We start from the raw sequence: 23,429 nt of genomic DNA on the forward strand, positions 1-23,429 counted from the left end.
TAACAAAAAAATGCGCCTCCAATGGAATGAGGCGCATTTTTTTAACTTATCACTCTGACACCGTTACTTCAATCGGCTCAGACACTAGATGCCATTCTTTGCCAAGCATTTTGAATGTATGCATCGCAAACACATTCACTTTTCCAGGCTCAATTGCATGAATAGTATTACCCTCGATTTTCACCTTCGTTTCTCCGCTGTTCACAAAGAGCGTCGTCGGAGTATTTTCCGTTTTGGCTTCACGATAGTTCACAAATGTTTTCACCTGAATCGCAGCCGACTTTCCGACCTTCAGGTTGACCATTTTGTTCGGAAGTTCCAAACGAATCGGGGCATCTGTCAACCACTGGGTATAGTCCGTGATCGGTCCGACGACACCAGCTTCCAATGCTTGTCCAAACGGATCCTCGTTTCTAAACGTCCAATGCATATTCAAGAATCCGCGCTGGCGCATGTATTGGATGAACTCCGGATTCAAACTACCATAGTCTGCGTTTAGTGTCGCGTTCATACTAGCGCCGTAATGCATCATTTGCTGAGCTTTTTTCAACCTGGCGTCAATCGTTGATGGAACACCTGCAGAGTAGAGATAGCCAGTGCCCACTTCAGGGTTGATACTGTGAGTGTTTCGGATATGATTGGCATTAAAGCTTTGAATCACGACGTTATCAACCATTCCGGATTGCTCGATTTCCTCCATCACCTGCTTCTCGATGCCATCAGCCTTTATCTCGACAAGGAGGACCACATCTTTGTCCTTAAACTCATTTAGATACTCTTTAAATGTAGGTACCTTCTCCCCTTGAAATTCTGGCTTAAACTTGATACCGGCATCCAGGGCACGAATCTGCTCAAGTGTTAAATCCTTTACATTCCCTTTTCCGTTCGTTGTGCGGTCCACGGTATAGTCATGCATAATGACGAGCTGGCCATCCTTCGTCCTCTGAACGTCCGTCTCGATCATATCCGCTCCTAATTCATATGCCTTCCGATAAGAAGCCATTGTATTTTCAGGAGCAATGGAAGGTACGCCGCGATGCGCAGCAACCACAGGACGCTGCACAAGAGTATTCTCTGGATACTGCCCCAAGGCTTCAAAGGAAGCAGAAGGGTTCTCTGTCACAATGCCGTCCACTCCAAGATGGATCATCGTATGGGCAGATTGGACATCCCCAGCACCGATTCCCCAAACGGAAATGGCGCGGCTATGCAAATAATGAACGTTATCAGGGCTAAGAATTTTTTTCGGAATGACCGCCACCATCGCATCGCTATTATGAATGTTACGCGCGAAAGCAGCTATATCATGCTTATTGAAAGATGACTTATCGTAAAGAAGGGCACCACGGGCTGTTTTAATATAACCCCTCATTTCTTTAATGATCGCGGGATTGCTGGATAAAATCTGAAAATCTTGTGTCTGTGTTTCTTTCAGGATATTCGCGAGACCTTCAATATCCGCATGTTCTTCCACTTGAACAACCGGAATGAATTTTCCTTTCATGTTAACTAGGGCTTTTTCAATAGGTGCCCCGTCAACAGTCCATTGCCCCTGCTCGTTCCGCTTGGCCTGCAAGAGTACGGAAGATGCCCCTTCCTGCACAACGGTTTTGGAAATAATCGTAGGTGGATTTACGATATTCGTTTTCACTTCTTTCGGCAAAAATGCGTTCGTATTCGCTAATGGCGGAAGTGCGTTTGAGTAGGTATTGACCATTACATTATCGAATTGAACCGTTGTACCATTCGCTTGGAAGCCAACATCTCCATTCGTCCATTTCCCGGCCTGATCTGTATCCACCATAAGCTGACCATCGATAAATTGCTGCACACGGTTTCCGCTTGCAATCACTTTAATATGATAAGTCTTATTGATGGCCATATTTTCTGGATAAAAATTCGTTTCCGGTACAACCCACTGATTGCTTTCATTCCGTATGGCGAACTCTAGTCCGTTCATCGCTGTCGTGCCTTTACGCATAGCGAATTGATAATACGGATATGTATTCGGCTGGACACGATACATTAACGAAGCCCATCGGGTGTCTTCCACGGCACTTTGAAACGTCATATCCGCTTCAAAAACGTAATTCCCTGTTTGGTTTCCTAAAGGAATCACTACTCTGGCAGGAGCGCCGGAAGATGGCGACGTTAATACCAGCTTCCCGTCTACGACCTTGGCATCCCCCTCCACCAACTTCCAGCCAGCAGGCAGCTTACCGTTAGCGATTTGATCGAAATTCTCCTGAGTAAGAGCTTGCTCCGCGGCTTGAACCTTTGTTGAACCATTCACTGGTGCGATCCACATACTGCCGAAAATACTTGCTGATACTAAAAACGCTGTAAACTTTTTTGATTTCCCCCATGGTACCATTGTTTGTCTCCTTTTCATTTAGTTAAAAAATTGTGACTGATTTGTATGTATTTTCCTTTACAATGAAATAGTACTAAATGAAGTTATAGGTGGGATTAAGATTCTTTGAAGATATTGTTAAAAATTCTAGGACTTTTATATTGAGGTCTTTTCTACTAATCATTACATACTATCTCAAAATAGTAGTATGTAACATGTAGAAGAGCCGAGGGCAATTTTTAAACTTCATGATTAAGTAGATTGGAAGGAACAAAGACAGCGGGTAAAATCTTTACAGGAATACTAAATTTCTATTCTCGGAAAGAAACTGTTAAATTGGTAGCAAGTAAAGGTAGTAAACCACAGATTATGAATCAGCTCGGGCATACGGATTCAGATATTTCTTTACTATATATCAACACTTCACAAGAAAAACAACGAAATTTGACAATTAGTTAATGCACTTTCAGAACAAAATGTTAAGCAAATTAATTCAAAACAGTTGAAATGAAATGAGGGGAAATATACTTTCCCCGAAGATCTAATATAGAAATGCAATGATGAACACGTCAAATTGGGGCGTGTTTTTTTACGTTTGGGCACGTCTAAGGGCACGCATCTTCTACAATTTGAAAGACGCTGTTGGTGTTTCTATTTGGTCCGCAAACTTCAGAATTTCTTCAGAAATTTCTTTGTTCGTTCCGAAGAAATATTTCTTAGTATAAGGATACTACAAACGAGGGAGAGAGACTTATGATGGAAAATATCCAAGAGAAGCTGCTATTTCTGCACAAATTTTTGCGAGCGCAGAAACAAATCGACAGCATTACGCCAAGCTCGATGTTTTTGGCTAAAAAAATACTCGAACAGGTGAACTGGAATCGAGTCGATCATATCGCGAGCTTGGAGCGGGTACGGGCGCCATAACCAAATATATCGATGCGGTAAACCTGAAAGACGCGAATGTGATGTTGTTTGAGAAGGAAGCGTCGTTACGCGAGAACATGGCTGGATTCCCACAGATCATTTATCCCTAATTTCAAAATAAAGGATTTGCTATTGCACTAACTCCAAGAGTTTGAGCCATCCCTACAATAAACTCCCCAGCTACGGCTCTTCTTTATCTTGCATTTTCCAACCCCCACCTTATCCTTAATTCCAAGGAAAGGAACCGCCTTCATCATCAAACAGTAATATTTGAATCTGGTCGCCCTTTTGAAAACCTCGTTCCCTTCCGGGCAATACTGCTAATGAATCGGTATGGGCTAAACTCATCACCACATTGGATTTGTCGATACCGGCGGGTTCAACAAGTAATTTGCCATTTTCAAAATACATCTTGCTTCGAACAAATCTTGTTAATGGATTCGCTCTTGGAAAGTCAACATTCAATTGGGCAACCTCTTCCCTTAGATGAAGATTTTCACAAAAAAGCATCTTCCTAATTACCGGCCTTGTAAATAACTCGAAACCCACATAACTGGCAGAAGGGTTTCCAGATAGTCCGAAAAGAAATTTCCCTTCCAGTACTGCTACCGTCGTGACACTGCCTGGACGCATGGCTACTTTATTAAATAGCACCTCTCCACTTAGTTCTTTATACACCTCCGGCATTAAATCATAATCCCCGACAGAAACTCCGCCAGTAGTGATCAACATATCGACATCTTTTAATGCTGCATCCACTGCATTCGTACAAGTATCCAAAACATCCGGTAATTTTCCGAAATAAACCGCTTCTCCACCAGCTCTTCTGATTTGAGAGGCGATCATAAAGGAGTTACTATTTCTGATCTTTCCCTCTTGCAAAGGTTCATCCACATCAAGGAGTTCAGAACCCGTTACAAATATACCTATTTTGGGTTTCACAGCAACCCGAACCTTTGAATATCCAAAAGTAGCAAGTACAGCCATCACACCCGGATTGATTTTCGTTCCTTTTTTCAGGATCACTTCTCCTTTTTTTGCTTCTTCTCCCTGAAAGGAAATATGGTCTCCTTCGTTCACCTTGCGTTTGATGACAATATATCTTTCACCATTTTTTTCGACTTCTTTCACAGCTTCCAGCATAATAATGGCATCACACCCCTTTGGAACCATCGTGCCGGTCATGATTCTGGTCGCTTCAAAAGGTCCTATTTCCTTAGCAGCCACCATCCCAGCCCCCAGTTCTTCTACTATCCTTAATTCAATAGGCTGATTGGATGAAGCATTTACGGTATCTACTGCTCGAAGTGCATAGCCATCAAACGCTGACCGTGTAAATAAAGGGACATCACTCGTTGCGAGGAAATCTGCTCCAAGAAATCTATGATCGCATTCTGATATAGAAACCTCCTCCGTTCTCCCTTGTATAAAATGCTCCATTATTTTTTCAACCGCCTGATTGATACGTATCGGTGTTCTTTTCTCCAGCATGTCTATTCACCTCATAATTTTACTGCAAGCTTTACTCAATGGATTCATACGAAAAGACCTAAAAAGTGGTTTTTAGGTCGTATTCATTACTGAGAGTATTGATAAAATTTTTTACAATCCATTCACTATGTATGTAGAGTAGAGTTGGTCGTTTCCTCGATAGTCGATTTTTTATCAAGTGAAGAAGATACCACCTCTTTTTTTTCATCTTCTTCAATTAATTCGTTAGTTGATTTCTTAAATTCCCTTAACGTTTGCCCTACTGCACGTCCTAATTCCGGTAGTTTTTTGGGGCCAAAAATCCTTTTCGTTTTGTACATGAGACACATTGTTCTTCGTTTTCCCGTATTGTTTCAAACGGTTTCTGACAAGTACAGCACTGTTTTTTATAAATAGGATAGTGAATATCTTTTACTACAGATATGCGTTCTTCCAACCTGATAGCATTTTCCGGACATATATCTTCACATAACCGACAGGAAAAGCAAGCTTGGGCAGCAATAGAAAAGCTAGTCTCCGTTATGCTAAAACATTTTTTATCACAAAGAATCTCACAAGCTTTACATAATGTACATGTATCTAGATTTAAAGATATATTTGTAAATTGGTAATTAGGATAGTACTTTGTTACATCTAAATGTTTATGATTAAATCTCCATTTTGCAGGAGCCGCTTGCTTTATTAAAGATTTGCCTTCCTTTTTCCATAGAGAAAAAAGCTCTCTTCGGGAATACACTTCTTCTGTTTTTTCAATGGCTTTATTTGAAACTTTTAAAGCATCTTCACCTAGTTGAATCAGAATCGAGTTCGCTTCTTCGATTACGTTTAACAAAGAACCTGTTAGGGAAGGATCTTCACTAACCATTTCTCGAACACCTTGTTTGTAAAGCACCAGCATTTCCTTAACGGTAGGTACATGTTCATTTGAAACTAATAGTTTATTATCGATAACCGATCTTTGTGGAAAAATCCCCGCAACTGCTTGAACAGGGCAAGCTGCGATACAATTTCCACACTCGATACACTTTTCTTTCTGAATAAAGGGGTGATTATTTTCAAGCGTAATAGCATCATGTTCGCAAACATCAAGACAGCTTTGACAAGTGGAACGAGGACTTTTCTTTCGAGTACATGATGGTAACACTTCATATTGATAATCAAGACTCTCTACCCATTTATCTAATAGCCCCACTAATTCCACCCCATTTTAAAGCTCTTTTTTTTATAAAGAAAAATAGATACACCTAGAAAACACATTTTACGAAAAGAAAGCTTCAATCTGATATCGAAAATTAGCTTTCTTTTCGTAGAGAAGTCATCTACGCTAGAACCTAAACGATTATGCTCCCAAAACGTAGAATACGTAGCGGCTCATTGCTTCGCCAATAACTAATACAGCTAGTATCGTATATATAAATGAATAGTGTATTTTTTTCATTGAAGACTTGACTAAAAATCCGAGTGCCCCTAGACCAACAATTTCAAGAATCCATCGGGCTGCAATCATCCCGCTGTAACCTTCAAGTTTTGTAACAGCAGTTACGCCGTTAATCAATTCAATTTCAGTTGATGATACAGAGAATAAAGCTGTTCCTATTGCTTGAATGCCAATCCCTAAAATGGTTAAGGCAAAAGCCCATTGGATCGTTTCTTTGAAAGTCTCACTTTTAAGCTGTTTTCCTATCAAGATAGTACTTAGAATCGGTCCCAGGGTAAACATAGTGCCATAGGAAAGTAGATAGCTGTTCATGTTGCCCCAGCCATTTATACGTGTAACTACGTAGGTACTCGCCATGCAATATACAGCTATTAATCCAACAATTGCAGTAATAATAATGAGAACAGGATTTGTTTTCTTTTGAAGGATAGCCAAACCAGTGGTGATACACGCCATCCCGATAAATGCACCTGTCAACACAATTTCATTACTCATCCAAGATCGGCCAAATCCCATAATCGCATAAAAAGCATGGGTGGGCTTGCCTAAATGGAAGAATGATGCTAGTAATCCTACCAGTGATAATGAAGTAAGTACGATTAAAGGTAATTTCATAATTTTATAGGTATCATGACCACTACCAGCGATTTTCTTATGAAATATCCCTAGAAATAAGAAGCCGCCAACCAATGACGGTATAATAACTGTAAAGATTAATAATGCCCATTCATGCATGATATTCCCCTCCTATTATTTTGCTGCATCCTTATGAGGATTTATAACAATGTTTGGTTTTGTAATACTTGAACATGGAAGTCCTTTAATATCCGCATTTTTACCATATTTTTTACGTAATTCATCAATGGGCCCAAACTCAATTGCACGCATAATACATGCTCCTACACATGCAGGTTCTTCACCAGCTTCACGAAGATCCAGACAAGTATCACATTTGGTCATCATCCCTAATTCCTCATTATATTGAGGAGCCTCATATGGACAATTCCACTCGCAGTATCTGCAACCTATACATTTATCATGATCAACTACTACAACTCCATCTTTTTCCCGTTTGTGCATTGCACCTGTTGGGCAGCCTTTTACACAGGCCGGATGATCGCAATGGTTACAAGATAAAGAGGTATTAAAAGCTGCTACATTGTTGATCCAAGCACCGTCTTTGTCCTTCGTAAATTCTCCGAATTCATTTACATAAACTCGTCTATAATTAATTCCAACAGGATTGTTATTTTTATCTTTACATGCTACAACACAGGCATTACAGCCATTACAACGGGCTTCATTTATATAGAAACCTAATTGTGCCATGACAAATTCCTCCTTTACGCTTTTTCAACTTGGGCAAGATTAGTGTGCTGCGGATTACAAAATAATGGTGAGGCCTCTTGTCCAGTTAATACATTGATTGCTCCTCGATTATCGATCCCTTTATCATCTGGAGTGAACCAGCCGCCTTGTGGTAAACAAACAACGCCAGGCATAACCCTGCTTGAAACTTTTGCCGGGATCTGAATGGTTCCACGATCATTAAAAATTTTCACTTTATCACCATTTTTGATTTGTCTTTCTTTAGCATCAATTGGATTAATCCATAGTTCCTGTGTTTGCACTTCTTCCAGCCAATCGCTTTTTTCCCAAGTCGAGTGACAACGTCTTTTTACATGCCAGCCAAATATTTGCAGAGGATATTTTTTAGTTACATCACTCTCTGGTCCTTCACTAACTACTACATGTTTCGGTATGGCAGGAATCGTATCCGAATTATTCATATCCCATAATTTCTTAGAAAACAATTCTATTTTCCCAGATGGGGTTTGGAATGGGTGGTTAACCGGGTCCTCAATATTATCCTTGAATTTCACAACGGTATTTTCTTCATATTTATATACACCATTCTTTTTCATCGTTTCAAAAGATGGAAAGTTTGGATCTTTCTTTTTAGATTCTTCAATCATCCATTGAACCCATTGATCCTGTGTTCTACCTTCTGTAAATTCCTTCTCAATGCCAAGTTCTTTCGCTAACATAGACATCCATTCATACTCTGTTAAAGAGCCATATAATGGCTCTACTACCTTTTGAGAAAGGAAAATGTGCTGGCCATAGCTCCAAGGCGGTACCACATCATTTTGTTCAAAGAAAGTACAAGTTGGCAAAATGATATCTGAGTATTTAGCAGAAGGAGTCATATAAATATCAGATGTTACGATAAATTCACACAGCGATTCATCTTTCAGCATTTTCGTTGTTTTATTAATATCACTATGTTGATTGACTAAACAGTTACCGGCCATATTAAAGATCATTTTAATATTAGATGGTAATGTCTCTCCCTCTTTAAGACCTTTAACACCGTCTGCAGCTCCCATTTCAGTTCCACGTACGATCGCGTCAGTGTATTTAAATACCGGTATTGAAATTCCTAATGGATTTGGTGTAATAGGTAAATTTTGGTATTTAATTATTTCTCCTGCTGCACCTGGTCCTGCCCAGCCGCCACTGATGCCAATATTCCCTGTCAGCGCTGCAATCATAGAACCGCCGCGAGACATCTGTTCACCATTCATATGGCGGTTAATTCCGTTCCCCTGAACCCATGCCATAGGCTTCGTGGTTGCAACTTCTCTTGCAAGTTGAATGATTCGATTGGCTGGAAGTCCTGTAATTCCAGCTGCCCATTGTGGTGTTTTTGGTACACCATCTTTTTCACCCATGGCATAGCTGTAATAAGATTCGCCAGCAGATACTCCTTCTGGCATATGTACTTCATCATGACCAATGCAATATGTATCTAAAAATTCTTTATCCTGTAAATTTTCCTTAAACATCACATGGGCCATGGCTGCGATTAAAGCGTTATCTGTCGTTGGTTTGATCGGAAACCAATCATCTGCAAGTGCGACATTCGTGTCTGTTTTTCTTGGATCGATCGTATAGATTTTAGCTCCCTTTGCTTTAGCCATGCGCAAATACATATTAAAATGTCCAATAATGGTTTCGGCTGGATTCATACCATGGAGGATAATAAGTTTTGAATCTAATAATGTATTACAACTGCTTGAAGCAGCAGGCACTCCGAAGGTAAACGGTGTTGCTGCCATATGTTGTCCGCTACTATAGTTTGAATAGCGCCCCAGAAATCCTCCATCAAGAGCAAGTAATCGTTGAATAACAGTATCTCCACTTCCAACTTCACCTGTTTGACCAGTTGCATAAATGCTAAATCTTGAAGCAGGTCCATATTTTTCTTTAATCCGGTTATTTTGTTTAGCTATTTCTTTAATCGCTTCTTGCCAAGAAATTTCTTCAAACTTCCCTTCCCCACGCTTACCAACACGTTTTAATGGTTTCTTTATTCGATGCGGAGAGTAGATATGTCTACGATAGCCACGGCCGCGTACACAAGCTCTAATTTGTGGAAATTGTTCATTATCTGCATTTTTATCACGAGGATCATCATCTGTACTTATGCGTATAATTTGACCATCTTTTACATGAGCTTTAATTAAGCATTTTCCGCCACAGTTCAGGGTACTACAAGTAGGAACTACGATATCTTCCACAACACTGCTTGTCGTCTCTGCACTAGCTTTTTGAATCAGCTTATTGGACACTCCGGCACCACCAATTATTGCCGGTGCCGCAACAGCTCCAGACCATTTTAAAAATGAGCGCCGTTTCAATTTTTTATTCGTTATTTTCTCGATTAAATTCTCACTCATTATCTAGATCCTCCTTAAGTAATTTAATATATTCAAAGTCTTCTGCTACAAAATCTCGCAATAATGTTGCAAGGCCCTTATAAAAATGACTTGTACCAGATGACAGAATATCCTTAGTAAATAATTGAATCCAATGATTAAAATGCTCTTTATGAAGCCAGTATTGAGTGTAAATTCCCTTTACATATCTATCCTTATTCCCTGTTTTCAATGCTTCCCACGTGTAATGGTTCAAATAACACATGAATTCTAACTCAATAGCAATATGGTCCTCAGGCTCAGCATTTTCATTTACAAACTTCAGGCCAAAATTATCTAGTTGTTTCCTTAATTGAAAAACCGGATCACCATACAGTGTTTGATCTTTAGTCACATAAACAGACTCCCACGGAGGGGCGGGAACTTCCCCCGTTTTATTTAACAGATTAAAAGTAGCCAAATAGGCTTCCTTTTCACGTTTTTCAATAGCAGCTAGATCATTGCTCTTTAAATCCCCGAAATACTCAGATAAATCTTCATTCCCATCTGTTAAAACATTGATAAAATCAAGAGAGAAAGTCTCTTTCCAAAGCTTCAAGGTTTCAAAGGTTAAAGGTCCTTCAAAACCGACTTTCAAAAATGTATAAATTGTTGTTCTTTCTTCAATGGTTAAGCAGTAGTCTTGCTGCACCATCTTCTCCATACTGAATGACCTCCTTTTTTACACCCAATATTTTTGTGAATAATTTCACATATATAATACTTTTTAAGTATATCGATAATAGAATCGGAATAATATGGATAAATTGTGAAGAATTCTATTTTAGAATAATTTTGTTATTTCTGTATTTAAGTCTCAATTTATGTTTTCCTATTTACATGCATAAAAAAGCCTTCCACTGTTAATACCAATGGAAGGCTTTAATTTAAAGTAATTGAGGCTCGCGGACAAATCAATATTTTGTTTTTAAATAACTGTTGATATTGTTGGGGTTTGATCCCCTTATTACATCATGCCGCCCGTAAGCTGAGAGTGTGTAATATCTCGAACGGTGTGTGCAAAAAGTGCGGTATTTCAAGGTTTTGTTAATTTCTGTCTGTAACATCTTTAACGGAATTTTATCGTTTTTCACTGGATTGCGTTAGCAAAATGTTAGCATTTTCAAACATATATTCTGTAATAGTTGGTCATATACTTCACAGTTAACTCTTATTTGGGCTCTTTTAGAGTTAACGCTAATTAGGCCACTCCTCCTGAAAATTTATTATTGATTATCTGCTGGGAAAATAATATCCGCTATCTTTCTTGCCTTTTCATATACTTTTTGATCCATATTTTCTTTTAAATAAATGAATTACAAGATAAGAAGAACCCTTCTTTGAAGGATTCCCTATTAAACAACCTTCTCACAATCATTCAGCAGTACTAGTCATAATACGACAAAACCTCCCATTGAAGACGTTTACACTATGACTATATAATTAACTTGATTGTTAAATAGGGAGGGGAACGATTTTGAAAAAGGGTACGAAGATTGTAGGTACAACAGTTCTTATTGGAAGTTTATTGGCAGCTTCACACTCTGCTTTTGCAGAGACAAAGGACAATCCATCCCAACAAGCCTTTGACAACAAGGTTGTAAAACGCATTGATGTAGATCGTATTTATGAAAATGTTTCTTATTTGGCAGAGACCATCGGCCCGCGTGTAGCCGGAACAGCAAAGGAAGACCAAACGGTAGAGTACATAGCAAATCAATTTAAGCAATATGGCTTCAATAATGTGGAGATCCAGCCATTTAAAATTGTAACCAGCTACAACAGACCAACGACAGCCTCTTTTTCTGTAAATGAAACGAGTTATCAGGTAACGGCTTTTGGTTACTCGCAAAATACACCATCCGGTGGAATGAGCAGTAAGTTGGTATATGTTGGCCTTGGAAGTGAAGCTGAAGTGGCTGGAAAAGATGTATCCGGAAAAATTGCTTTGGTTCATCGAGGCGGAGGAATTCCCTTTGCAACAAAAATGTCAAATGCCAAAAATGCCGGGGCAAGCGGAGTCGTTATTATCAACGATGTGGCAGGATTACCCACGTCTAACCTTGCAGCTGATGAATCGAATCTTCCAACCTTATTCATGACCAAAGCAGAGGGGGACGCATTAGTTTCTACTTTGGGACAAACAACTCTTACCGGCACTATGCGAATTGAAGGCGCGAAGTTTACCATGACAACCTCCCATAATGTCATTGCCACCAAAAAACCGCAAGCCAATAAGGATACGAAGCAAATTATCATGGTTGGAGCTCATCATGATTCCGTTGCAGTTGGTACAGGCGCGAGTGACAACGCATCAGGAACGTCTGTTTTATTGGAGCTAGCTAGAGTACTGGCAAACACCCCTACTGATACCGAAATTCGTTTTATTACGTTTGGTGCAGAAGAAAGAGGCTTGCTAGGATCCTATCATTATACTAAGCAGCTTTCCAAGGATGAAATTAACCGTACGGTTGCAATGTTAAATATGGACATGGTAGGAAGCAAAAATGCCGGGAAATTTGCAATGTTTACAGTAGATGGCAAGCCGAACACCGTCACCACTTTAGGAAATTCGGCCGGAACTCGATTGTATGAAGCGATTTCGTATAACCAAGTCGGAAGGAGTGACCACCAGCCATTCACAGAGGTCGGCATTCCGGCAGCGGTCTTTTCGTATGCTCCCCTAGAACCGGAATACCATTCTCCTAATGATAAAATTGAATTAATAAGCAAAGAAAAACTATTAAAAACAGCTCAAGTACTAGGCGCGGCCATTTATCAGGCAGCCCGTCCTGATACACCGGCTTTGGAACGTTCGAAGGTAGCCCCTATACCTATAGAAGCTGAGCTTGACGGGGATCTACACCTTTAATATCTAAATGGAAGCTGTTGCGAACATTGGTAGCAACAGCTTCATTCATTTTCAATTGCATATTTTGTTTTAAGTAACGCCGACTCTTACCTTCTTCTCTACCAAAAAAAAGAGCCATCGCCCTCGTACTAATCCTACCTTTTCGTTTTAATTTTATAGCCAAATAGCTGGGACTTTCATCAGGATAACCTGAGTAATAAAAAGCCACGTACTATCGCAGTGGATGAAGATACTTTGGATGTCTTGAAAAAACACATTGTACACCAGAATAAAATAAAAGTCTGTTACCGAGATAGGTATTATGAAAGAATGACTCGCCTTCTAAAAATGACTGATTTAAAATCCTGAACTTACTCCACTCTCACTCTGGCACTCTCATACATCCCTATTAGCTGAACTTGGAGTTGAGTTAGTAGAGATCATGGACCGTTTAGGTCATACAAGTGATGAAACAACTATAAATGTATATCTCCATGTTACAAAAGGAAAGAAAAAAGAGGCCGCCAACAAGTTCAGTGAACTTATGAGGGGCCTCCGTTAAACAAATGTTGAATTTCAGGATTAGGTTTCACCTAAACACTAGAGCCTCAAAGGGTTTGGGCGGTTATTACATCATGCCGCCCATCACACTACTAATACAAAAAGATTAAACCAGGTTAAAAAACATTGATTTATTAACTTTTATAAATTTTTATAGAAATGATATTTAATAGAATATAAAAAAAATATGAGCATTTGTATGAGCATTTATGAGTACCTTATATTTCCTTAACAAATCGGAATGTAATTAAATCTTTAGGGAACACAAATTATCTAGTGTACTGACACGAGCGTATTCAAACTTCAATAAAATTCCCCCTTTCAGTATAGATTAACTATTTCAAAAAGGGGGAGAAATAAGGGGGATTAGTTATTAGATTTTGGCTATATTTTTGGATATATATTTTCTGTGTTTTGTGAGTATGAAAAAAGGTTTCGTTTTTTTAACCAAAAACGGTCGTTTATGGTTAGATGAACTACTCGCAGCTTTTTATGTGATGCCCATTTTTTGAGATGTAATAAAAGATAGAACAGTTGTATCATGAATTTGCCAAATCCCTGGTATCTGTTGTCCCATATGGAAGAATCTCGTATATTTTTGCAGCAAGTGCCTGGGGAGATTCCCTTGCCCCTCTTTTAATCCAATCGGTAACAATATTAAAGATACCGCCTGCTAAAAACAGGATTTGCATTCTGCTCATGTCATGATTCCGTGTTATATCCGCTTGAAAGACCTTTTCCATTGCATAATTCAAATAATCAAGCAGCATAGTAGATATATTTGAATCAATTAACTTTCCTGACGGCTTCTGTGCGGACACAAAACCCTCTATGATATATTCAATAATTAGCTGCATACTATCATATGGATCCAAACTTTCAACCTCTTTCAAAAATTGTTGAATAATTTCATCCACAGACACTTGCACGACGTCGTAAACGTTACGGTAGTATTTGTAGAATGTGACTCTGGCAACTCCAGCCTTTTTGCAAATAGCTGTTACGGTTATATCTTGCAGTTTATGTTCATGCAAAAGAGCGCTCAATGCCTCCATAATGTATCTCTGAGAGTGTATACTGTCTTCTCTTGACTTCCTCAAAGCTTACACATCCCTTCATTCTGTTCGTTTTATGTGCAAATCATCACATAGTGCTTGAAAGATGGAAATTACCCGCTATACTTACACATGTAAGTACAATTGTTAGTATGGTGATAATGTCATTGTATAAAAGGGCATCATTACTGTCAATGTGTACCATTTTCTTTGTTTCCTACGGGCGATTTACCGCCATTCTGCAAGCTATAAATAGGGAGGGATATTCTATGCATTTATCATATACATTTTAAATCTTTTTATATGAATAATATGTGGTTTTGATGTTTGTGCGTTTCTAGATTACAACGTGAGAACAAGACAAATTTTCATTAAGAATAGGGTGAGAAACAATTGGCAAAATATCTGTATAATTTAGGACATTGGGCAGTAAATCATAGGATAAAGGTTGTATTCAGTGCACTCGCAATTCTTATTGCATTAGTGCTTTTTGCAGTCAACATGGGTTCCTCCTTCAGGGATGAGCTGAGCATTCCGAATACACCGGCAGATAAAGCTGGAAAAGTAATTGAAAAAGAGTTTAAAGCGATGCAACCAGCAGGTGCCCAAGTAAAAGTGGTGTTTCAAGCACAAAAAAACGAAACCTTGGAATCAGCGGAAGTACAACAGAAAATTGCAGAAGTTCTTGATGAGATTAAAAAAGATTCAGCTGTTGATTCTGTGGCAGCACCGATGCAACTGCAGAACCTCAGTGAAGATAAGACAATCGGATATGCATTAATTACGTACAAAGTGAAAGCGGAAAAGGTCACAGAAGCTTCCAAGGATAAGATTTTAGATAGTATTGAAACAACAAGGGATGCCGGCATTCAAACGGAATTATCAGGAGGCGATATCAAGTTTTCCGACTCAGAGACTTCAGGTATGACTGAAATTTTCGGAGTACTTGTTGCCTTCGTAGTCCTGGCATTTACCTTTGTGTCTTTTCTAGTAGCTGGACTGCCGATTCTCACTGCGATAATCGGATTAGCAATTGGAATGCTAGGAATCATGATTGGGACCAATTATTTGGAAATCCAATCAGTTTCCTTATCATTAGCTGCCATGCTGGGACTCGCAGTGGGTATTGACTATGCGCTCTTCATTATCAATCGTTTTAGACAGCAGCTTGCACAAGGAGATTCTGTTCTAGAATCTGTTGCCATCGCAACTGGAACAGCGGGAAGTGCCGTAATCTTTGCAGGATTAACTGTTATTATAGGTCTTTTGGGACTGTCTGTTACAAAGATTCCATTCCTGACAGCGATGGGCGTATCCGCTGCCTTTACTGTTCTCGCAGCTGTGTTGGTTTCCGTCATCATATTACCAGCCATATTGGGACTTGTCGGCCATAAGATTGCCCCATCTAAACAAAATCGGTTCTTGCAAAAGATGACTGGGGTAGGTAAGAAACATGCTGGTTCAAATAAATGGGGGGAATTTGTCATAAGACGTCCTCTAATTGTTACGATTTTCGCAATCGGATTCCTAGCAGTGATTACGATTCCATTTTTCCATATGAACCTTGGTCTGCCTTCTGATGGAACAACAAAGTCTACAGAAACAACAGAAAGAAGAGCATATGATTTATTGACGGAAGCATATGGAGAAGGATTTCATGCCTCTTTAGTGGTAGTGGCAAAATCGGAGGAAGCAACAGCTGAAACGCAAAATGCTATGAACACCGTTGCAAAAGAATTGGGTAACATATCTGACGTGAAAAGTGTGACACCAGCTATCCCTGGGCCTTCTGGAAAGATTTATATGATTTCCGTCACACCAAAAACAGGACCTGACGATACAAAGACGAAGGATTTGGTAAAAGCGATCCGGGACAAATCGAACCAGACCGAGAAAGAAAATGGAATTGAACTAATGGTAACGGGCACAGCAGCGATGAATATTGATATTGTCCAGAAGCTGAGTGATGCCTTGCCAGTTTTCGCTGCCCTTATTGTAGGACTTGCATATGTACTCTTAGTTCTAGTGTTTAGATCTCTGCTCATTCCATTAAAAGCAGTATTTGGGTTTCTACTTTCTCTTGGTGCTACGTTGGGAGCCGTGGTATTTTTCGTGCAGGATGGGCATTTCCAAAATATTTTTGGTTTCCCGGCTGCTGGTCCGATCTTAGCCTTCTTGCCTGTCATTCTGATTGGCATCCTGTTCGGACTCGCCATGGACTATGAGGTGTTCCTAGTGAGCAAGATGCGGGAGGTATATACGCAAACAGGCGAACCGAAGAGAGCAATTTTAGAAGGAATGCAGGAGAGCGGTAGAGTCGTAGTCGCAGCAGGATTAATTATGATGTCTGTATTTATTGGATTCATGTTGGCACCTGATACCATCATTAAATCCATAGGCATGGCTCTTACATTCGGTGTTTTCTTTGACGCATTCATCGTGAGAATGACAATCGTACCTGCGGTTATGACTCTCATGGGTAAGTCTGCCTGGTACTTGCCAAAATGGCTGGATAAAATTTTGCCTAACATTGATGTTGAAGGAGAAAGCATTATACAACGTATGGAAAACACTAGTGAAAAGATATATAAACAGAACAGTTAAAGTTAATTCATAGTTGTATTCAGTTAAAAAACCGCTTCCCTATAAAATAGAAGCGGTTTTTTTAAGAGAAAGTATAGGTCCTCCTTCGAAACTTATGTCAACCAACCCCTACTCACAGGAATAAAAAAATGTAGTTTATAGCAGTATATTTTTTGCATATTTGATAAGCTGAAAAATATAAAGTTTTGAATAAAAACTTGCATATTTTGGCTTATTAAAATTAATCAGAATTCAGTTATAGTACAATTAAAAAAGTTACAAAAAGTGTGAGCGACATTTCAGGGAAGATTCCGGGCGTAAAGCGGAGCAAATCCTAACCTACTTGATAATTTCTTATCCCAATTCGTTCGCGTTAAACCTGATCCCTCCATCTTCGAACTAAAGTGAAGGGCTGAGTAAAATTCAGCCTCTCCTTACCAAATCATACATGAGGTTTCCCCTCATACAGCTTTTCGATGCTCATCATTCATGCGCATGTGACTTAAAACAGTATCTAGAGTCCATATATTTGGCACTGAAACTCAACTTCGTATCCGACACCATAATGACTGAAGGAGGTTACCCGATGACACAAGTAAAAGTATCCCACCAACGAATAGAAAAAAAGCGCATCTTCAAATTAATTAAGCTTACATTGATTGCTGTCTTGACGATTTTTCTAATCACGGCTGCCTTCACCATCTGTACACCTCAGCCAACCATTTGGCTGACCCGCTTGCTAACTAGCAAGATCGGTCCGGACAATTTCGGCTCCAAGCCATTCGATCTTCCCGAGCTCAGGGTGCAAACACAGGTGATCTCGGACATCTCATATCCATCCAAGTACCACGAAAATAAAATCGACCTTTACCTCCCTCAAGGTGATTCGAAGCCGCTGCCCGTCATCATCTTTATCCACGGCGGAGGCTTCGTTACGGGAGATAAATTTATGCCCGCCAACTATTCAAGGGCTTTGGCCTCTGACGGCTTTGCCGTAATATCAATGAACTACGAGTTGGCCCCCGAAGCAACTCTGTTCGATCAGACGAAACAAGTCGGCGAGGTATGGTCTTATTTGCAGCAGTTGGCTCAGAAATACCCCTTGGACCCATCACGGGTGATCTTTGCCGGTTCCTCAGCGGGGGCTTTCTTGGCTGGGGAGTTTACCCTGATCCAAACCAATACCGAATATGCAAAGCTCGTGGGGGTCCCACAACTCGTGCCTATTAATACAATCAAAGGCTTATTGTTATATAGCGCTCCCTACGATATCACAGCATTTCAGCATAGCGATGTAAAGCCCGTACAACAATTCATGCTCAAGCGTATGGGCTGGGGCATTTTGGGCGATAAGAACTGGATGAACAACCCGAAGTTTGATGTCTTAAATCTGTCAAAGTACATCACAAAAGACTTTCCCCCTGCATTTGTAACCGACGGCAACACGAATTCGTTTGAAAAACAAGCTAGGGTTTTCGTGGCTGCTCTTAAAGAAAAGGGCGTTCCGGTCACCTCTCTGTTTTTCGACCCCGCCGTGATGAAAGCAGGTCATGGCTATCAGTTTGATATGGTCTCCCCGGCTAGCATACGTAGCCTGAAGCAGACAAAGGAGTTTCTTAAGGAAGTCACTTCCTCTAGCTAAGAGAAAATAACCCGACTCCTCTATATTGCCCTTGTACTGCTGAAACAATTTACTTTCCAACCATAATTGTTCTTGAACCAATCGAAGCCCCCTTTCACGAGGGGCTTGACTTTTTCGAGAGGAATGAACCATACAAACCATTAATACCCCTCAGGACATTGAAAAAGTGAACCGGAACGGAACCGCTCCGGTAGCGCTAGTGAAATATATTGCCTGGTTTTCGTCAATTGGAGTCCGAGTTGTCCAGCGACGATAAAGTTGCAATCTGAATTTTTCGTCGTCGCTTATGGTACGGTTCCCCACACCACTCCCTACCCTAGGCGCTCTTCCCTATTTTTAATAAATGAATGAGCTACTGTAGCTTTAAAATAAAGATTGATCAAAAATACCTAACAAGCCAGCATTTTACGATAAATAAAAAGAATCCATTTTGAAAAAAAGATTGATTTTTATAAAAAAGATTGATCATTTTCTGCCTATGTTGTTAAACAATCGCTCCCGATTGTTGAAGATCAAAGTATTGCATAATTTGATTACTATATTTAACTTGTGATACGGTTCACCGTAACGCTTTAAAGGTAGCAAAAAGTTAAGAATTATAAAGATTACGTATAAAAATTTCATGGCGACCAATGTTAGAACCCATGTAGGTTAAATCCACATGTCTGGAATGCTATCTGTAGATACTTAAAAAAATTAGATGTAGCAGTAGTTCACCCCCTGTTATTTTTTAATTTATTTTGATTTTTAAAGACCGGGTTGTGTCCCTTTTCCGGACTCGGCTATCCTACTCAGCTAAAGACTCACGAAGTTGCTTGATATCGCTTAATGGAGGCAGACCAAACATTCGAGCGTATTCACGGCTGAACTGGGAAGGACTTTCATAACCCACTTGGAATCCGGCATTCGCCGCTTCAGGTATATCTAAAAGCAATAGGCGGCGAGCTTCCTGCAATCTTAATTGCTTTTGATATTGCAAGGGGCTCATTGCGGTAACCTCTTTGAAATGAAAGTGTAATGAAGATGGGCTCATGCTTGCGACTTTTGCCAACTCATCCATACGTAAAGGCTTAGCGAAATTGCGGTTTATGAAACTAATCACTTTTGCAATCCTCTCAGCATGGCTGCCGGCCACGGCGAACTGCCGGATCGAAGCCCCTCCCTGTTCATCCTGCAAAATCCAGTACAGAATTTCACGAATGACCAAAGGAGCAAGAGCAGGAATATGTCGATCCGAATCTAGAAGCCGAACTAATCTCAATGCAGCGTCAAGAAGAGACTGGCTCGTTTGGCTCACCAACAGGCCTCGCCCCAAGCCTTCCTTATCACCCCATTCCGAATGAGACGCTTTGATAATATCTACGATCTGATCCGTACTAAAATTCAGTTGAAGGCTTAAGTAAGGATGCTGGTGAGAAGCTTGAATGATTTGTCCGGTAATCGGCAAATTTACGGAGGCAACCAAATAGGACGCTGGATTATAGTCATAGCATTCTTGTCCTAACATCACCATTTTTGCTCCTTGTGCGACAATGCACAACGCAGGATCATAGACCGAATAGATCGGTTGCTTCTCTCCTTGATAGCGAAATAATTTTAAAGAAGAAATAGCTGTATCATGTTTTCCAGAGTTAGGTGTATGGCGATCGATAAGACTTGCCAATTCCTGCTGTTGTCTCGTGATTTCCTCATTCATTGTCATGTAATTATCATACACTCCCTTTCTTTCGCTCCGATAGCTCTTACATATATTTTTATACATTTTGGACGATTGTGCAATAACTCTCTCCGAATCGGCTACCGTATCTACCCCAATATCCTCCATACTGTTTGAGAAGTAACCTTCACAAACCTCAGTAAAAGGAGAAATCACAAATGGAAAAAAGAAACAATGAAGAACAAACATCTTATGTAGGCATGTGGGTTACCCGTGACGGATATATCCGTCATGAGCTTCTGCCTAACGGACGTTACGACGAGGCGCGTGGCAATCGGAAAAGCGCCTATCAAGGCCGCTATATTATTAATGGGGATCATATCGATTATGTAGACGATACCGGTTTCACAGCTGACGGGGATTTTCGTAATGGCGTTCTCTACCACGCAGGGATGATTTTATATCGAGAAAAATAAGTAAACAAGGGGAAATGAACAACATGTCCAGTACCTTAAAGATCTACACATTAGCGGTTCTTAGTTTTTTAGTTGGAACGTCGGAGTATATCATCGCCGGCATTCTAGATAAGATTGCGGAATCAACGGGAGTCACATTGGTAACAGCCGGCCAGTTAATTACTATTTTTTCACTCTCTTACGCTTTTGGCACTCCAATTGTTATGGCTTTAACAGCACGTATGGAACGACGGAAACTGTTACTTTATGCTCTAACCTTATTTGTCATCAGCAATGTACTCGCCTATATGTTAACGGGATATGAACTTCTTATCGCTTCCCGGATCCTCATGGGTATAAGCGCAGGGGTCACGGTTGTTGCCTCCCTTACGATAGCGACCAAGGTCGCGCTGCCAGGCAAGGAAGGAAGTGCGATTGCGGCCGTCCTTATGGGCTTCACGGCTTCCTTGATTCTTGGTGTCCCTATTGGGAGAGTGATTTCCTCGGCTTACGAATGGAAGGCAATTTTCGGGGGAATTGGTTTAGTCGGACTATTAGCGCTATTCATTATTGCAATAACAATTCCGCGAATGGCTGCAGAAGCTCCTGTACCCTTGCGGAGTCAGCTCGCATTACTGAAGCAACCAAAAATGTTGATTGGATTATCTGTATCTTTCTTCTGGATTGTCGGATACTCCATTTTTTACTCCTACATTTCACCGTTCCTTCTTACAGTAACCGGAATGAGTGATAAAACTTTGAGCATCACTTTATTTGCGGTTGGTATCGCAAGCTTGATCGGGTCTAAGTTTGGAGGTTTCGGCACGGACAAATGGGGCATTCATCGTACCCTAATCGGAGGATTATCACTTAATGTCGCAGCATTACTTCTAATCATGCTTTTTGCCCAATCACCGGTGATTTTGATCTCGGTGTTAGTCATATGGTCATTCTCAACATGGTCTCCGGGTCCTCCGCAGCAATTACACTTAATCAGGCTAGCACCTGAATCTTCAGGCATAATGCTTAGCTTGAATAATTCAACCATTCAGCTTGCCATGGCAGCTGGAGCTGGAATCGGTGGTGCTGCCGTAGAGCAAATATCACTCTCTTCTGTTACCTGGGTCGCGGCGGTGGGTACCGCTTTTGCGGTGGGAGCAGTGTTCTTATCACGTAGATATGACAGATCTACTTCCAGCCAAGCGCTAGGTGGACAATCCATTATCAACTCATAGGTTCGTAAATTGAAATTTCGTTGAGCCAAGCAACCAAAACCGGTAACAACCCCTTTCGGCCAACTGAACGGGACGGGTTTCTTAATGGTTGTTAAAGTATGTAAAGAAATCGAGAAAAAGTGAGAAAATCTAAGGGGGAAAAAACATGTCTAACATTGCAGGGAAAGTTGTAGTAATTACGGGGGCAAGCAGCGGTATCGGTAAAGCTACTGCACGTCTTCTTGCTCAAAACGGTGCACATGTTGTATTAGGAGCAAGACGCACGGAAAAACTAGAGGCTATTACATCCGCAATTCGTTCAGAAGGTGGCTTAGCGGATTATAGGTTACTGGATGTCACCAAAAGAGATCAAATGGAAGAACTCATCAACTATGTGAAAAACAGATTTGGAAAAGTTGATGTGATCGTGAATAACGCAGGAGTGATGCCCCTCTCAAAACTTGAAGCTCTGAAGGTTGACGAATGGGATCGTATGATCGACGTTAATGTTCGCGGCGTACTTCATGGCATTGCAGCAGTGCTTCCAATTATGAAGGAACAAGGTTTTGGTCAATTCATTAATATCTCTTCAATTGGGGGACACACCGTTTCACCGACTGCGGCTGTGTATTGTGCAACTAAATTTGCAGTCCGGGCTATATCTGAAGGGCTTCGTATGGAGGTTTGCGATGATATCCGCGTAACCATCGTTTCACCGGGGGTAACCGAATCTGAACTGGCTGATAGTATTACGGATGACGAAGCAAGTCAGGTGATGAAAGAGTATCGGAAGATTGCTATTTCACCAGATGCTATTGCTCGCACAATCTTATTTGCGATTGAGCAACCTGCAGACGTTGATGTAAACGAGATAATTGTAAGACCAACTGCAGCTAATTAAAAATTAAATATACGGTATAAAGGGAAATGAGATATAACAAAAATTATCAATCTTAATTGAAGTCATTTCTATTAATTAATGTGATTAAGAGCCTGTTTTTTTCAATCTTTTTCGAAAAACAGGCTCTTTCTATTTGTTTTTTATCAAGGTCTATACTCAAAATGTCCACTATTCAGGTTATGGAAAAATAAATGAAGTTTTTGTCTTTATGAAAAAGTAAGTCACTCCAAAATTGAACACTAATAATATTAAAGCCTATGCAAGGTGAATTACCTTTTGCATAGGCTCTATTCTCATTTTATCAGATAAACTCATTTACTTATGATACGGTTCACCTCTATTAATCTTAAACTAATTTACCTTCTGTAAAATCGGCAACTCCTTTTCAACAATCTGGCCCGATTGTTGAACAAAATCAAACACCACTCGCAAGAAAACTATGATGCAGCTAAGAAAAGCATGAAGTGATAGACTTTATAACTACTTTATATTAATGGTTGGTTGATTACTTTTCTTACTCCTAATGATTATTTAATAGGA

The 23,429-nt window shown here is 40.2% G+C and carries 17 protein-coding genes; 7 read left to right on the plus strand and 10 right to left on the minus strand.

Annotated features, from left to right (window positions below):
* Window positions 1-49: 49 nt before the first annotated feature.
* Window positions 50-2,374 carry a glycerophosphodiester phosphodiesterase family protein gene (locus ACIQXV_RS25360; protein WP_402963744.1) on the minus strand — a complete coding sequence of 775 codons (2,325 nt, stop codon included), beginning with the start codon at window positions 2,372-2,374 and terminating at the stop codon, window positions 50-52.
* 732 nt (window positions 2,375-3,106) lie between these two features.
* Between ACIQXV_RS25360 and ACIQXV_RS25365 the strand changes: the two genes are divergently transcribed.
* Window positions 3,107-3,280, plus strand: a complete 174-nt coding sequence (locus tag ACIQXV_RS25365) for a hypothetical protein (RefSeq protein ID WP_402963747.1) — start codon at window positions 3,107-3,109, stop codon at window positions 3,278-3,280.
* Window positions 3,281-3,505: 225 nt separating this feature from the next.
* On the opposite strand, the gene ACIQXV_RS25370 is transcribed toward ACIQXV_RS25365, so the two are convergent.
* From ACIQXV_RS25370 to ACIQXV_RS25400, 7 genes are all read right to left on the minus strand, one after another.
* A complete protein-coding gene (locus tag ACIQXV_RS25370) occupies window positions 3,506-4,771 on the minus strand; it encodes a molybdopterin molybdotransferase MoeA (protein ID WP_402963750.1) in 1,266 nt (421 codons plus the stop codon).
* 125 nt (window positions 4,772-4,896) lie between these two features.
* On the minus strand, window positions 4,897-5,100 hold the full coding sequence (locus ACIQXV_RS25375) for a twin-arginine translocase TatA/TatE family subunit (protein WP_402963753.1): 204 nt from the start codon (window positions 5,098-5,100) through the stop codon (window positions 4,897-4,899).
* Window positions 5,043-5,963: a 4Fe-4S binding protein gene (locus ACIQXV_RS25380; RefSeq protein ID WP_402963756.1), complete on the minus strand. Its 921-nt coding sequence runs from the start codon at window positions 5,961-5,963 to the stop codon at window positions 5,043-5,045. Before ACIQXV_RS25380 ends, ACIQXV_RS25375 begins: the two co-directional genes overlap by 58 nt.
* 147 nt (window positions 5,964-6,110) lie before the next feature.
* Window positions 6,111-6,944, minus strand: coding sequence for a dimethyl sulfoxide reductase anchor subunit family protein (locus ACIQXV_RS25385; protein WP_402963759.1), 834 nt, complete (start codon window positions 6,942-6,944; stop codon window positions 6,111-6,113).
* Window positions 6,945-6,959: 15 nt separating this feature from the next.
* Complete coding sequence (locus ACIQXV_RS25390; protein ID WP_402963762.1) at window positions 6,960-7,538, minus strand: DMSO/selenate family reductase complex B subunit; 579 nt, start codon at window positions 7,536-7,538, stop codon at window positions 6,960-6,962.
* 14 nt (window positions 7,539-7,552) lie between these two features.
* Window positions 7,553-9,952: a DMSO/selenate family reductase complex A subunit gene (locus tag ACIQXV_RS25395; RefSeq protein WP_402963765.1), complete on the minus strand. Its 2,400-nt coding sequence runs from the start codon at window positions 9,950-9,952 to the stop codon at window positions 7,553-7,555.
* Window positions 9,945-10,634, minus strand: coding sequence for a TorD/DmsD family molecular chaperone (locus tag ACIQXV_RS25400; RefSeq protein WP_402963768.1), 690 nt, complete (start codon window positions 10,632-10,634; stop codon window positions 9,945-9,947). Before ACIQXV_RS25400 ends, ACIQXV_RS25395 begins: the two co-directional genes overlap by 8 nt.
* An 813-nt stretch (window positions 10,635-11,447) precedes the next feature.
* On the opposite strand from ACIQXV_RS25400, the gene ACIQXV_RS25405 reads away from it, so the two are divergent.
* Complete coding sequence (locus ACIQXV_RS25405; protein ID WP_402963771.1) at window positions 11,448-12,842, plus strand: M20/M25/M40 family metallo-hydrolase; 1,395 nt, start codon at window positions 11,448-11,450, stop codon at window positions 12,840-12,842.
* Window positions 12,843-13,921: 1,079 nt separating this feature from the next.
* Here ACIQXV_RS25405 and ACIQXV_RS25410 read toward each other — a convergent pair.
* Window positions 13,922-14,437: a TetR/AcrR family transcriptional regulator gene (locus tag ACIQXV_RS25410; protein WP_402963774.1), complete on the minus strand. Its 516-nt coding sequence runs from the start codon at window positions 14,435-14,437 to the stop codon at window positions 13,922-13,924.
* Window positions 14,438-14,830: 393 nt separating this feature from the next.
* On the opposite strand from ACIQXV_RS25410, the gene ACIQXV_RS25415 reads away from it, so the two are divergent.
* The gene (locus ACIQXV_RS25415) at window positions 14,831-17,041 is read left to right on the plus strand and encodes an MMPL family transporter (protein WP_402963777.1); all 2,211 of its coding nucleotides are present in this window, start codon (window positions 14,831-14,833) and stop codon (window positions 17,039-17,041) included.
* Between the two features lie 565 nt (window positions 17,042-17,606).
* Window positions 17,607-18,662, plus strand: coding sequence for an alpha/beta hydrolase (locus tag ACIQXV_RS25420; protein WP_402963780.1), 1,056 nt, complete (start codon window positions 17,607-17,609; stop codon window positions 18,660-18,662).
* A gap of 787 nt (window positions 18,663-19,449) precedes the next feature.
* Here ACIQXV_RS25420 and ACIQXV_RS25425 read toward each other — a convergent pair.
* The gene (locus ACIQXV_RS25425) at window positions 19,450-20,358 is read right to left on the minus strand and encodes an AraC family transcriptional regulator (protein ID WP_402963850.1); all 909 of its coding nucleotides are present in this window, start codon (window positions 20,356-20,358) and stop codon (window positions 19,450-19,452) included.
* A 179-nt stretch (window positions 20,359-20,537) separates the two neighbouring features.
* Here ACIQXV_RS25425 and ACIQXV_RS25430 point away from each other — a divergent pair, with 179 nt between their 5' ends.
* The 3 genes from ACIQXV_RS25430 (at window position 20,538) to ACIQXV_RS25440 (ending at window position 22,889) form a co-directional block, all read left to right on the plus strand.
* Window positions 20,538-20,795 (plus strand): Atu4866 domain-containing protein, encoded by a 258-nt coding sequence (locus ACIQXV_RS25430; protein ID WP_062234395.1) that lies wholly within the window; start codon window positions 20,538-20,540, stop codon window positions 20,793-20,795.
* Between the two features lie 23 nt (window positions 20,796-20,818).
* Entirely contained in the window at window positions 20,819-22,009 is a 1,191-nt protein-coding gene (locus ACIQXV_RS25435) for an MFS transporter (RefSeq protein WP_402963786.1), read from the plus strand.
* A gap of 145 nt (window positions 22,010-22,154) precedes the next feature.
* Window positions 22,155-22,889: an SDR family oxidoreductase gene (locus tag ACIQXV_RS25440; protein ID WP_402963789.1), complete on the plus strand. Its 735-nt coding sequence runs from the start codon at window positions 22,155-22,157 to the stop codon at window positions 22,887-22,889.
* Window positions 22,890-23,429: the final 540 nt, after the last annotated feature.

Origin of the sequence: Neobacillus sp. NPDC097160 (assembly GCF_044762155.1) — a bacterium.
GTDB lineage: Bacteria > Bacillota > Bacilli > Bacillales > Cytobacillaceae > Neobacillus.